At 70.9% G+C, this 12,193-nt stretch carries 12 protein-coding genes; 5 read left to right on the plus strand and 7 right to left on the minus strand.

Going from position 1 to position 12,193, the window contains the following annotated elements; translation table 11 throughout:
• Nucleotides 1-27 precede the first annotated feature (27 nt).
• On the plus strand, nucleotides 28-1,488 hold the full coding sequence (locus tag SPRI_RS25710; RefSeq protein ID WP_005318280.1) for an aldehyde dehydrogenase: 1,461 nt from the start codon (nucleotides 28-30) through the stop codon (nucleotides 1,486-1,488).
• Nucleotides 1,488-1,721, plus strand: a complete 234-nt coding sequence (locus SPRI_RS25715; RefSeq protein ID WP_005318281.1) for a ferredoxin — start codon at nucleotides 1,488-1,490, stop codon at nucleotides 1,719-1,721. The genes SPRI_RS25710 and SPRI_RS25715 overlap by 1 nt, the downstream gene beginning before the upstream one ends.
• A 596-nt stretch (nucleotides 1,722-2,317) precedes the next feature.
• Here SPRI_RS25715 and SPRI_RS25720 read toward each other — a convergent pair.
• The 3 genes from SPRI_RS25720 to SPRI_RS25730 all read right to left on the minus strand — a co-directional run bounded on the left by SPRI_RS25720 (nucleotide 2,318) and on the right by SPRI_RS25730 (nucleotide 4,652).
• On the minus strand, nucleotides 2,318-2,824 hold the full coding sequence (locus SPRI_RS25720) for a hypothetical protein (RefSeq protein WP_037774794.1): 507 nt from the start codon (nucleotides 2,822-2,824) through the stop codon (nucleotides 2,318-2,320).
• Nucleotides 2,821-3,345: a hypothetical protein gene (locus SPRI_RS25725; RefSeq protein WP_005318285.1), complete on the minus strand. Its 525-nt coding sequence runs from the start codon at nucleotides 3,343-3,345 to the stop codon at nucleotides 2,821-2,823. Before SPRI_RS25725 ends, SPRI_RS25720 begins: the two co-directional genes overlap by 4 nt.
• 629 nt (nucleotides 3,346-3,974) lie before the next feature.
• Nucleotides 3,975-4,652, minus strand: coding sequence for a TetR family transcriptional regulator (locus SPRI_RS25730; RefSeq protein ID WP_005318287.1), 678 nt, complete (start codon nucleotides 4,650-4,652; stop codon nucleotides 3,975-3,977).
• 177 nt (nucleotides 4,653-4,829) lie between these two features.
• Here SPRI_RS25730 and SPRI_RS25735 point away from each other — a divergent pair, with 177 nt between their 5' ends.
• The 3 genes from SPRI_RS25735 (at nucleotide 4,830) to SPRI_RS25745 (ending at nucleotide 8,050) form a co-directional block, all read left to right on the plus strand.
• Nucleotides 4,830-6,155 carry a glycosyltransferase family 4 protein gene (locus SPRI_RS25735; RefSeq protein WP_037774797.1) on the plus strand — a complete coding sequence of 442 codons (1,326 nt, stop codon included), beginning with the start codon at nucleotides 4,830-4,832 and terminating at the stop codon, nucleotides 6,153-6,155.
• Nucleotides 6,156-6,239: 84 nt separating this feature from the next.
• On the plus strand, nucleotides 6,240-6,974 hold the full coding sequence (locus tag SPRI_RS25740) for a class I SAM-dependent methyltransferase (RefSeq protein WP_005318289.1): 735 nt from the start codon (nucleotides 6,240-6,242) through the stop codon (nucleotides 6,972-6,974).
• Nucleotides 6,971-8,050, plus strand: a complete 1,080-nt coding sequence (locus tag SPRI_RS25745; protein ID WP_053557362.1) for a prenyltransferase/squalene oxidase repeat-containing protein — start codon at nucleotides 6,971-6,973, stop codon at nucleotides 8,048-8,050. The genes SPRI_RS25740 and SPRI_RS25745 overlap by 4 nt, the downstream gene beginning before the upstream one ends.
• 217 nt (nucleotides 8,051-8,267) lie before the next feature.
• Here SPRI_RS25745 and SPRI_RS25750 read toward each other — a convergent pair whose 3' ends face one another.
• From SPRI_RS25750 to SPRI_RS25765, 4 genes are all read right to left on the minus strand, one after another.
• The gene (locus SPRI_RS25750) at nucleotides 8,268-8,558 is read right to left on the minus strand and encodes a hypothetical protein (RefSeq protein ID WP_005318291.1); all 291 of its coding nucleotides are present in this window, start codon (nucleotides 8,556-8,558) and stop codon (nucleotides 8,268-8,270) included.
• 255 nt (nucleotides 8,559-8,813) lie between these two features.
• Nucleotides 8,814-9,824 (minus strand): LLM class F420-dependent oxidoreductase, encoded by a 1,011-nt coding sequence (locus SPRI_RS25755; protein WP_005318292.1) that lies wholly within the window; start codon nucleotides 9,822-9,824, stop codon nucleotides 8,814-8,816.
• A 106-nt stretch (nucleotides 9,825-9,930) separates the two neighbouring features.
• Nucleotides 9,931-10,764 carry a hypothetical protein gene (locus tag SPRI_RS25760; protein WP_005318293.1) on the minus strand — a complete coding sequence of 278 codons (834 nt, stop codon included), beginning with the start codon at nucleotides 10,762-10,764 and terminating at the stop codon, nucleotides 9,931-9,933.
• Nucleotides 10,765-10,915: 151 nt separating this feature from the next.
• Complete coding sequence (locus SPRI_RS25765) at nucleotides 10,916-11,872, minus strand: N-acetylmuramoyl-L-alanine amidase (RefSeq protein ID WP_005318294.1); 957 nt, start codon at nucleotides 11,870-11,872, stop codon at nucleotides 10,916-10,918.
• Nucleotides 11,873-12,193: the final 321 nt, after the last annotated feature.

The following is a 12,193-nucleotide window of genomic DNA, read 5'->3' on the forward strand; positions in this document are numbered from 1 at the left end:
AGTGCGCCCCGGCGGGAGGCAGCAGTCATGACCGAGCTCGTGGAACACGGAGAACTGTTCATCGGGGGCGAGTTGACGGCCCCGCTCGGCACGGAAGTCATCGAGGTGATCTCCCCGCACAGCGAACAGGTCCTCGGCCGCGTCCCGCACGCCTCGCGCGCCGATGTGGACCGGGCGGTGGCCGCCGCGCGCCGGGCCTTCGACGAAGGACCCTGGCCGCGGGCGACGCTCGAGGAACGGATCGAGGTCGTCGGCCGGATCAAGGACGCCATCGCCGTACGGCACGAGGAGATCGCGCGGTCCATCAGCGCGCAGAACGGCTCCCCCTACTCGTGGAGCGTCCTCGCCCAGGCGCTCGGCGCGATGATGGTGTGGGACTCGGCGATCTCCGTCGCCCGCGACTTCACGCACGAGGAACGGCGCGACGGTGTCCTCGGCCCGATCCTGGTGCGGCGCGAGCCGGTGGGCGTCGTCGCGGCCGTCGTGCCGTGGAACGTCCCGCAGTTCACCGCTGCCGCCAAGCTCGCCCCCGCGCTGCTCGCGGGCTGCACCGTCGTCCTCAAGCCCTCGCCGGAGACACCCCTCGACTCGTACATCCTCGGCGAGATCGCGCGGGAGGCCGGGCTGCCGGAGGGAGTCCTGTCGATCCTGCCCGCGGGCCGGGAGGTCAGCGAGTACCTGGTCGGGCACAAGGGCGTCGACAAGGTCTCCTTCACCGGTTCCGTCGAGGCCGGCCGCCGGGTCATGGAGGTCGCCTCGCGCAACCTCACCCGCGTCACCCTCGAACTCGGCGGCAAGTCGGCGGCGGTGATCCTGCCCGACGCCGACCTCGCCACCGCGGTCGCCGGGATCGTCCCGGCCGCCTGGATGAACAACGGCCAGGCCTGCGTGGCCCAGACCCGCATCCTCGCGCCGCGCAGCCGCTACGACGAGATCGCGGAGGCCTTCGCCGCCGCGGCGTCCGCGCTCGTCGTCGGCGACCCCCTCGACGCGGCCACCCAGGTCGGCCCGTTGGTCGCGGAGCGCCAGCGGCGGCGTTCGCTGGACTACATACGTATCGGGCAGGAGGAGGGCGCCAAGATCCTCTGCGGGGGCGGCCGTCCGGCCGGCCTGGAGCGCGGCTGGTACGTGGAGCCGACGCTCTTCGGAGGCGTCGACAACTCGATGCGCATCGCCCGCGAGGAGATCTTCGGCCCGGTGATCTGCCTGCTGCCGTACGGCGACGAGGACGAGGCCGCCGCGATCGCCGACGACTCCGACTACGGCCTCAGCGGCAGTGTGTGGACGTCCGACGTCGAGCACGGCATCGACTTCGCGCGGCGGGTGCGGACCGGCACGTACAACGTCAACACCTTCAGTCTCGACATGCTCGGTCCCTTCGGCGGCTACAAGAACAGCGGCGTGGGCCGGGAGTTCGGACCGGAGGGCTACGGCGAATTCCTCGAGCACAAGATGATCCACCTGCCCGCCGGACACGGGAGCCACTGATGGGGGACCGCTGGCGCGTCGAGGTGGACCGCACCCTGTGCATCGGCTCCGGCATGTGCGTCGGCCACGCCCCGGACAGCTTCGACCTCGACGCGGCGCGCCAGTCGCATGCGCGGGCCACCACGGCCGACGCCGACGAGAAGCTCCTCGCGGCGGCCGAGAACTGCCCGGTGGAGGCCATCACGCTCACCGCGGCGGACAGCGGCGAGCCCGTCTTCCCGCCGGAGGAGTAGCCAAGGAGCGTTGCACCGGGAGTCGGGTGTCCCGGAGCGCCCGGCCGAAGGCGCGGGCTCGTCCCGCCGCCGGGATGGGCGAGGTCCGTCTTGCGGCCGTACGCACCAGATCGTGACCCGGCGACGATCCGCGTGGGAGTGATCCGCCTCTTCCTCTGCGCCCGACCGGATGTCCCCGGGCGTGTCCGACCGGCGGTCGGCCGCCTGCGCACGCTGGGCGCATCCCCTGTGGCCGGTGTGCACGCTCGTCGTCGCGCTGGTGTGGCCCGTCGCGGCGGCGCCGGAGGCGGCACGCACCCCATCGCAGCCGTGCGGCACCGACTGATGGGAGCCGCTCTCGCCGGTGCGCGGCTGCTGTCGCTGTGCCTGGCGGCCGCACCGACTCGCCGAACAGGCGGCCGGGCCCGCCAGGCACGCCCTCCCCTCGGCAGCCGGACGCTTCGGGCGAGTCGCCTCGGTGTGCGCTCGCCTCGCTCCTGCCGGCGGTGGGCATGTTCGCCTTCTGGCAGGCCCAACAAGGTCATCGGCGAGAGTCGTCCCCCGCCCTGACATGGGCGGGGGACGATTGCCGTCGGGCTGTACGGAGATGCGCGCCGCTACGTGCCGGTCTCGCTGATTCGCCAGGCGACCATCCCGGAGGATCCCGGTTCGCCGTCGACATCCACCCTCAGCCTGCTCGGCGCTTCGGTGATGCGCTGATGGACCGCGGTGCCGTCACAGTCGAAGCTCCGGACAACCGGTTCGCCTTCGACATGAACCGACAGCTTGGCCTTACCCTGCCCCGCGCAGGCCACTCCCAGCTGATACGACTTCCCGCGCGTCAGCGGCGAGTCCGTATGAATTCCGTCAGCGAGGGATTCCAGACCCGATTCGACGAACTCCGGATCGTCGATTGTCACGGTGTCCAGCGCGGCCTCCGCCTGCTCTCCAAGCCTCTTGTCGTTCGTGCCGGTCGGCTGCGAGGCCGCTGTCGTCGGGGTGGCCTGTTTCGTCGGTGCGTCCGTGCTTCCGGAATTCTCTGTACACCCGGTGACCATGACGGCCGACAGTAGACCGACGCACAGCACCGCACGGGTCACGCCCAAGCGCGTTCGAGTAGTCATGAACTCGTTTCCCAGTAACGCCAGCCGGTCTCGTCAGTAGGCAATTTCGCACTGCCGGACTTCAGCTTCGTCTTGCCACAACGTTCGGCACTGGTGGCGTACTTGGCCCAATTGACCTGGTACCCCCAAGAGCCGTACTGAAGATGCCCGTACTTGCCGCGGGCGATGTCCCTGCGGTACTCGTGCCCTACGCTCACACTGATCTCTGCGCCGATCTTTGCGTCGACCTTCACCTTGGCCTTCGCGATGACGGCACCTGCCTCGGCCTCGACGCCCCCACTGACCTCGGCAGATATCTTGCCCGCCTTCTCCACCTTCACGACCATCGTTCCGCCGGGGCCGTCCTTGAACTTGGTGCCGTTCCACAAAGAGGGCACGTGGTATGCCTTCTTGCTGGTGATTTCGTACCACTGCTTGTACGGATTGTCGCACCGCGTAACGGTGAAGTCGCTGCCCTCGGTCTCCGGCAATTCTGCCAGTGTGTCCTCCAGGGCGATCGCCTCCGCGGCGGGAATACTCACGGGCTGAGGTCTGTGCCGTCGTCCGCGATCGCCGGCGTGGCCAGGGCAGTGATGACAGCCAGTGTGGCCGCTGGGATGAGAGCACGTCTCACCGATGCGTTACACATGTGAATTCCCCCTGATTCAACGCCTGTTAAGGCGGGTCGGAAGGAACCGTACGGGGCTCGTGCGTCTCCGAGCAGGAACTTGAGCAAGATGTGAGGTAGATCGTCTGTTCATCGTTGAAGCAATTTCGCTGCCGAGCCTGTGCGGGTGCCGCTCCACCGCTGCAGAGTGCCGCCGACTCGGCAATTCGGGCGGGGAAGGCGAAGTGGAACAGCGCCACGACACGCGGCCTTGCTGTAGGTGGCCAAATGGCGCATGTGCGGTGCCGGGTGGGAGAAGCGGGTGGGTGGTCATGACGCTGCGTCATGGCCATGTTGAGCCTCACGTTGCCGCGCAAAGCGCGTCTGTGTTCCATCGGCTTGTCGACGGAGGCTTGGAAGCCGGGCCGGAAGGGCCCCTGGGGAGTGACCTGTGCGTTCTTCCGCAGGGTCGTCCCACAGCCAGGTCCCGTCGCTCCTCGGGCGACGGGACCGGGTCCCTCTCCCTTTGCCTGTCAACAGGCCCTCGCGCTCCGACGCGACCCTTCACGACCGGCCGTGGGCCGTGTCTCGACGCGCGTCGCCCGACGTCCTGCCCCGCCCCGTCGGCGCCGCGTCGGGCGACGTCAGGTCGATCAGCCGGCAGACCGTCTCGATGTCGATCTTCACCTGGGCGATCGAGGCGCGCCCCGACAGCCAGGTGATCAGCGCCGAGTGCCAGGTGTGCTCGATGACGCGGACGGCGGAGAGCTGCTCCGGCGTCGGGTGCTCGATCCCCATGGCGTCCAGGATGATCGCCGTCGTCTGCCGCGAGACGGTGTCGACCTCGGGGCTCACACTGCGGTCCGCGAAGGTCAGCGCCCGCACCATCGCGTCCGCGAGGTGCGGCTCGCGCTGGAGCGCCCGGAAGGCCCGCATCAGCGTCTCCGCGGCCCGCTCGGAAGGGCTCTCCCCGCCCGGCGGGCGCTTGCGCAGCGTCGTGTGCATCTGCTGGAGCTGGTCCTGCATGGTCGCGACCAGCAGATGGATCTTGGAGGGGAAGTAGCGGTACAGCGTGCCGAGCGCGACGCTCGACGATTCGGCGACCTCCCGCATCTGCACCGCGTCGAAGCCGCCACGGCTCGCGAGCCTCGCGCTCGCGTGCAGGATGCGGCGGCGGCGCGCCTCCTGTCGTTCCGTGAGGGGCGGCGTCGCGGGCATCGTCGGCCTTCCTTGCGCTGTCATCGGTCCCCGTGTCCGTCCCTCGCCCGCCCGCCGTGGCGGGAATCACCTGATCCGCCGGTCACAGTCGCGCTACCGCCCGGTAGATTCGAAGTCCCTTGAACCATCAACTCTGAAACTTGTTCTAGATTAGCGCGACCGATTAGGCTCCGCCGAAACGCAGTGAGAAGGGGGCCCCGGGTGACCGCAGAGGCCATAGAGGCCGGCCCCCGAGCGGGCACGTCAGGCACGTCCGGCAGCGGTGATGCCCCGCTGCGCATCGCCTTCCTGACGTACAAGGGGAACCCGTTCTGCGGCGGCCAGGGCGTCTACGTACGCCACCTGTCGCGTGAACTCGCCCGGCTGGGCCACCGCGTCGAGGTGATCGGCGCCCAGCCCTACCCGGTCCTCGACGAGGGCGTGCCGCTCACCGAGCTGCCCAGCCTCGACCTGTACCGGAGCCCCGACCCGTTCCGCACGCCCGGCCGCGGCGAGTACCGGGACTGGATCGACGCACTCGAGGTCGCCACCATGTGGACCGGCGGCTTCCCCGAGCCGCTGACGTTCTCCCTCCGCGCCCGCCGCCACCTGCTGGCCCGGCGCGGCGAGTTCGACGTCGTCCACGACAACCAGACGCTCGGCTACGGCCTCCTCGGCGACATCGGCGCACCGCTGGTCACCACGATCCACCACCCGATCACCGTGGACCGGCAGCTTGACCTCGACGCCGCGGAGACCTGGCAGCGCCGCGCGTCCGTGCGCCGCTGGTACGGCTTCACCCGCATGCAGAAGCGCGTCGCCCGCCGGCTGCCCTCCGTGCTCACCGTCTCCGGCTCCTCGCAGCAGGAGATCGTCGACCACCTCGGCGTCCGGCGCGAGCGCGTCCATGTCGTCCACATCGGCGCCGACACCGACCTCTTCTCGCCGGACCCCTCCGTCGCCGAGGTCCCCGGGCGGATCGTCACCACCTCCAGCGCCGACGTCCCCCTCAAGGGACTCGTCCACCTCGTCGAGGCGCTCGCCAAACTGCGCACCGAGAACCCGGAGGCCCACCTCGTCGTCGTCGGCAAGCGCGCCGAGGACGGCCCGGTGGCGCAGCTCATCGAGCGCTACGGCCTCGACGACGCCGTCCGGTTCGTCAAGGGCATCACCGACGCCGAACTGGTCGACCTGGTGCGCAGCGCCCAGATCGCCTGTGTGCCGTCCCTGTACGAGGGCTTCTCGCTGCCCGCCGCGGAGGCCATGGCCACCGGCACGCCGCTCGTCGCCACCACGGGCGGTGCGATCCCCGAGGTCGCCGGCCCCGACGGCGAGACCTGCCTGGCCGTGCCGCCCGGCGACGCCGAGGCCCTCGCCGCCGCACTGCGCCGCCTCCTCGGCGATCCGGACCTGCGGGCCCGGCTCGGTGACGCCGGCCGGGCCAGGGTGCTGGCCCGCTTCACCTGGAAGCAGGCCGCGATCGGCACCGCGGAACGCTACCGCGAGGCGATCGCCGCATCATCGGCCGCCTCCGTGCGCACCCACTGATGTGCGCACCCCCTGACGTACGCACCCACTGACCCAGCTCCACCAGGAAGACCCGAGCTCCGCCCCCAGGAAGGCAGACCCCCCGTGCTGACCGTCGACTTCTCCCGCTTCCCGCTCGCCCCGGGCGACCGCGTGCTCGATCTGGGCTGCGGCGCCGGCCGGCACGCGTTCGAGTGCTACCGGCGCGGAGCGCAGGTCGTTGCCCTCGACCAGAACGGCGAGGAGATCCGCGAGGTCGCCAAGTGGTTCGCCGCGATGAAGGAGGCCGGTGAGGCCCCCGCCGGCGCGACGGCCACCGCCATGGAGGGCGACGCCCTCAACCTGCCCTTCCCCGACGAGTCGTTCGACGTCGTCATCATCTCCGAGGTGATGGAGCACATCCCCGACGACAAGGGAGTGCTCGCCGAGATGGTCCGCGTCCTGCGCCCCGGCGGCCGCATCGCGGTCACCGTGCCGCGCTACGGCCCCGAGAAGATCTGCTGGGCGCTCAGCGACGCCTACCACGAGGTCGAGGGCGGCCACATCCGCATCTACAAGGCCGACGAACTGCTCGCCAAGATGAAGCAGGCGGGCCTGCGGCCGTACGGCACCCACCACGCGCACGCGCTGCACTCGCCGTACTGGTGGCTGAAGTGCGCCTTCGGCGTCGACAACGACAAGGCGCTGCCGGTGAAGGCGTACCACAAGCTCCTCGTCTGGGACATCATGAAGAAGCCCCTGGCCACCCGGGTCGCCGAGCAGGCGCTGAACCCGCTGATCGGCAAGAGCTTCGTGGCGTACGCGACCAAGCCGCACCTGCCCGTGGACGCGGCCAAGTGACGTTGCCCGGACGTACAGAGCACCTTGTCCTGCCCGGTGTCCTGAGCGCCGAGGAGGCCGTGGAGACCGTCGCGGGGATCCTCGCCGTGCAGCGCCCCGACGGCGCGATCCCCTGGTTCCGCGGCCACCACCTCGACCCGTGGGACCACACGGAGGCCGCGATGGCGCTCGACGCGGCGGGCGAGCACGACGCCGCGGCCCGCGCCTACGAGTGGCTCGCCCGCCACCAGAACGACGACGGCTCCTGGTACGCCGCCTACCACGACGGCGACCCGGCCGCCGTCACCGACCACGGCCGGGAGAGCAACTTCTGCGCCTACATCGCGGTCGGCGTGTGGCACCACTACCTCGCCACCGGCGACGAGGCCTTCCTCGACCGGATGTGGCCGGTGGTGTACGCGGCCGTCGAATTCGTCCTGGGACTGCAGCAGCCCGGCGGCCAGATCGGCTGGAAGCGTGAGCCGGACGGGACGGCGGTCGACGACGCCCTCCTGACCGGCAGTTCCTCCGTCCACCACGCGCTGCGCTGCGCGCTCGCCATCGCCGAGGAACGCGAGGAGCCCCAGCCCGACTGGGAACTCGCGGCAGGCGCGCTCGCCCACGCCGTCCGCCACCACCCCGAGCGCTTCCTCGACAAGGACCGCTACTCGATGGACTGGTACTACCCGGTCCTCGGCGGCGCGGTGACCGGCGAAGCGGCCAAGGCCCGCATCGAGTCCCGCTGGGACGACTTCGTCGTCCCCGGCCTCGGCGTGCGGTGCGTGCTGCCCAACCCGTGGGTCACCGGCGGCGAGAGCTGCGAACTGGCGCTCGCGCTCTGGGTGGTGGGCGAATCCGACCGCGCCCTGGAGATCCTCCAGTCCATCCAGCACCTCCGCGCGGAGGGCGGCCTGTACTGGACGGGGTACGTCTTCGAGGGCGAGCGCGCGATATGGCCCGAGGAACAGACGACATGGACGGCGGGCTCGCTGCTGCTGGCCGTGGCGGCGCTCGGTGGCGACGAGGCGACGACGGCGGTGTTCGGCGGGGCGCGGTTGCCGGAGGGGTTGTCGCCGGACTGCTGCGAGGTGGGCTGACGGGCGCGTCGGGCTGTTGCGCGGGGCGCGCTTTCCCCCACCCCGCCCCTTCCCTTAACCGGGGGCTCCGCCCCCGGACCCCGCGCCTCAATCGCCGGCGGGGCTGACAAAGTCAGCCCGCCCGGCGTTTGAGGGCACCGCGCGAAGCGCGGTACGGGTCCGGGCGGAGCCCGGTTACGGGAAGGGGCGGGTAGGGGAACAAGCCCGCCGCAGGCGGTCAGCGGCGCCGCAGCGCACCCGCCGCCGCGTGGCCGATGAAGAGGTAGACGACCGCCGCCAGCCCGTAGCCCGCGACCACCCGCGCCCATTCCTTGTCGAAGGTGAACAGGTCGTGGGACCAGCCGGCCAGCCAGCGGGCCGTCTCGCGGACGAACTCGACAAGGTCGTTGGCCCTGTTGGCGTCCAGAAGGTACATCAGGATCCACAGGCCGATGATGAAGGCCATGACGTCCGCTACGACGGCGACGACTCTCGCCACTGTGGTGGTACTTCCCGTGCGTGTTGTCATGCTCAGCGTGTTGCCGCTTGTGAGCGTGTGAAACCCGTTCGGGCTAGCCCGAGTGGGCGGCGCGGTGGCCTGTGCGGGTGACGAGGCGGACCCGACGACCGCAGCCACTCCCACCGGTTCTTCGTCGGCGAAGGCGCAGAGCGCCGACGGACGGACCTTCGCTCTGGTGCAGGCCGGGCTGGTGGGCGCGTTCACCTGCAACCGGCTCAAGGCGGCGGTGAAGAACGCCGAGGGCGACCCGCTGAAGGACCCCGGCTACGCGTTCAGCTCGGCCAGCACCCGCAGCGTCAGCGGGTCCGGCGCGGTGACCAGCAGGTCCGTGACAGGCCCCGTCCGCCACAGTTCCAGCCGCTCCGCGATGCGTTCACGCGGTCCGACGAGCGAGATCTCGTCGGCGAAGTCGTCGGGCACGGCGAGCACCGCCTCCTGTCTGCGCCCCGCCAGGAAGAGTTCCTGGATCCGGTGGGCCTCCGCCTCGAAGCCCATCCGTGCCATCAGACCGGCGTGGAAGTTGCGGGTCGCGTGTCCCATGCCGCCGATGTAGAAGCCGAGCATCGCCTTCACGGGCAGCAGGCCCTTCGCGACGTCGTCGCAGACCTGGGCGCGGGCCATCGGAGCGACCATGAAGTCCGCCGGGAGGTCCGCGAGGGACGCCGCGTAGACGTCCGTCCGCAGCGGGGACCAGTACAGGGGCAGCCACCCGTCGGCGATCCGGGTCGTCTGCGCGATGTTCTTCGGCCCCTCCGCCCCCAGCAGTACGGGGAGGTCCGCGCGCAACGGGTGGGTGATGGGCCGCAGGGGCCTGCCCGTGCCGGTGCCGTCCTCGCCCGTGTACGGGTGGCGGTGGAAGCGCCCGGCCAGCTCCACCGGCCCCTGGCGGGCGAGGACTTGGCGGATCACGTCCACGTACTCGCGGGTCGCGGTGAGCGGGCTGTCAGGGAACGGGCGGCCGTACCACCCCTCCACCACCTGCGGTCCCGACAGGCCGAGCCCCAGCATCATCCGCCCGCCGGAGAGATGGTCGAGGGTCAGCGCGTGCATCGCGGTCGCCGTCGGGGTGCGCGCGGCCATCTGTGCCACGGCGGTGCCCAGGCGGATACGGGACGTGTGCGCCGCGATCCAGGTGAGCGGGGTGAACGCGTCCGACCCCCATGCCTCCGCCGTCCACACGGAGTCGTAACCGAGCCGCTCGGCCTCGCGGGCCAGTTCCAGCTGGCCGGGGTCGGGGCCGCGGCCCCAGTATCCGAGCGCGAGTCCGAGTCGCATGCCGGTCCGTCCTTCCGCCCGCCCGGAGGTCGCCTGACGGGGCGTCAGGGTACGGCAACGGCCCCCCGCCCGGAAGGGCGAGGGGCCGTGCTGTGTGCGAGAGGGATCAGCCGCGCTGGATGCCCGAGGTGTCCTGGAGAACACCGCGACGGCCGTCCTGCGTCTGGGCCACGAGACCCGGACCGCGCTGCTCCACCGCCAGGTACCAGGTGCCGGGCGCCAGTTCGGCGATCGGCGTCGGCGAACCGTCCTCGCCGTACAGCGGACGGGCCACCGGCACGGCGAACCAGAACGGGGTGAAGTCCGACGGAGCGCCACCCTGGGAGGCGTCCGCCGGGGCCGCGGCGGCCGGCTGCGCGGCGGCCTGCGGCTGCCCGCCCTGGGCGCCGTAGGGCTGCGGCTGACCCGGCTGGCCACCGTAGGACGGCTGACCGGCACCGGCGCCCGGGTAGCCGTAACCACCCTGCGGCTGGGGCTGCATGCCGTACGGCTGCTGGACGGCGGCCGGACTCGGGGCACCCACGAGCGGGGCCTTCAGGGCCGGCACCAGCGGGGTGGCGACGGCGCCGCCGGCCAGGGCGATGGTGCCCAGCAGGCCGAGGATGGCACCGGCGCCCGCGCTGTTCATGTCGATGATCGTCCAGAACATCGTCCAGAGCGCGAAGATGGTGAGGGCCACGCCGAACTGGCCCAGGTCGAGACCGGCGACCTTGCGTCCCGGCATGCCGCGGCTGAGGATCAGCAGCGCGGCGCCGATGATGCCGCCGATGTAGATGGACATCACGATGTTCAGCGAGTCCCAGGCGTTCATCTCCGCGCTGGAACAGTCGACCCCGCTGGGGCAGTCCACGCTGGTGAAGCTGAGGAACGAGGCGATGAACAGCACCACCGCTGCTCCGATCACCACGCCGTCGCCTCGAGTGAGGGAGCGGATGTTCACGTAAAAATCCTTTGTCGTCGTCTCATCATCGGGGCGGTCTTCGCTGCCGCCTGTTCGGGCGGTGTGCGCTGACGCGGAGCTCGGGGGTGACTCCCCATCGTAGAGGTGAATCTATCGTCTGCCGGTTCCGGACGTCCGCCCGGTATCGCACTCACCGTTGTAGGTAGCTGCTGATGCCGTCCGCCATTCCCTGGGCCGCCTTCTGCCGCCAGCTCGGGCTGGTGAGCAGAGCGACGTCCTCAGGATCCCGCATATTGCCGCATTCGATGAAGACCTTCGGCACGGTCGAAAGGTTCAGTCCGCCCAGATCTTTGCGCACATCGAGGCCGGTGCCGCCGCCCACGTAATTGGACGGAGAGCTTCCGGTGGCGCGCAGGAACCGGCCGGCGATGCGTTCGCCGAGTTCACGCGAGGGGCCCACGATCTTCGAGGTGTCGGCGGCGCCCGCCTTGACCCGATCGGGGAGGATCACATGGAATCCCCGGTTGCCGACCGCCGACCCGTCGGCATGGACCGAGATGACGGCATCGGCCTTCGCTTCGTTGCCGAATCGTGCCCGCTCGTCGATGCACGGACCGAACGGACGATCGCCGTCCTGGGTGAATTCGACCCGTGCGCCCTGCTTTTCGAGCAGTGTGCGAAGACGTCGTGAAACATCGAGGGTGAAATCGGCTTCACGGTAACCGGCGGAGGTCGCCGTGCCCGTCGTGTCGCATTCCTTACGGTTGGTTCCGATGTCCACCTGGCGGTTGATCTCGCGGGTGTGCGAGAAGTTCCCGGGATTGTGCCCCGGGTCCACCACGACGACCTTCCCCGCGAGCGGACCGGACTTCTTCCCGGACGGGGAGGGCACGGGGGACGAGGCGGGCGGCGGGACGGGCTTCGACCGGGCGGGGGCCGGAGACGACGCCGGGGCCCTGGAGCCGCCCGGCTTGCCCGCGGAGGTGGCCGACCCGGCCGGGGCGCCGCCCCCGTTGCCGTCGGCCTGCCACACCAGCCACCCGCCCGCACCGCCCAGCACGAGCGCCGCGCCCGCGACCACGGCGACGAGGCCGCGCCGGGAAGGGCGCGGCCGGGGATCACGGTGCTGGTTCTCGTCGTACGACACGCTCGCGATGCTAGCGGGCGAGGGGTCCGGTGGTCGGCCCGGCCGACGGTGTCGCACCCGACCGGACCCCCGTCCGGCTGCGGCCCCGGCGTGCGGTCGCGGCCGGGCCGCTGCTCCTCGACCGGAGGGCGAGGAACCCGGCGCACACCTCTTGACCACGCGTACCTACCGCTCAGTACGCTCTGCCCACCCCAGCAACGACACCGGTGTCCTCCCCCATGAGGCCGCGGCGCATCCTTCGCCCGGCATGCTCGGCAGCCCGCAGGTACCGCTCCCACGATCCGGGAAGCACCCAGCGCGCTCTCCCCACCGCGACGCGCC

This window comes from Streptomyces pristinaespiralis (assembly GCF_001278075.1).
GTDB classification, from domain to species: domain Bacteria; phylum Actinomycetota; class Actinomycetes; order Streptomycetales; family Streptomycetaceae; genus Streptomyces; species Streptomyces pristinaespiralis.

Excerpts from the sequence above, each read along its gene's own strand:
- SPRI_RS25730 (WP_005318287.1), bottom strand. The coding sequence starts at position 4,652 with ATGACAGCGCAAGGAAGGCCGACGATGCCCGCGACGCCGCCCCTCACG.
- SPRI_RS25710 (WP_005318280.1), top strand. The coding sequence starts at position 28 with ATGACCGAGCTCGTGGAACACGGAGAACTGTTCATCGGGGGCGAGTTG.
- SPRI_RS25720 (WP_037774794.1), bottom strand. The coding sequence starts at position 2,824 with ATGACTACTCGAACGCGCTTGGGCGTGACCCGTGCGGTGCTGTGCGTC.
- SPRI_RS25715 (WP_005318281.1), top strand. The coding sequence starts at position 1,488 with ATGGGGGACCGCTGGCGCGTCGAGGTGGACCGCACCCTGTGCATCGGC.
- SPRI_RS25750 (WP_005318291.1), bottom strand. The coding sequence starts at position 8,558 with ATGACAACACGCACGGGAAGTACCACCACAGTGGCGAGAGTCGTCGCC.
- SPRI_RS25755 (WP_005318292.1), bottom strand. The coding sequence starts at position 9,824 with ATGCGACTCGGACTCGCGCTCGGATACTGGGGCCGCGGCCCCGACCCC.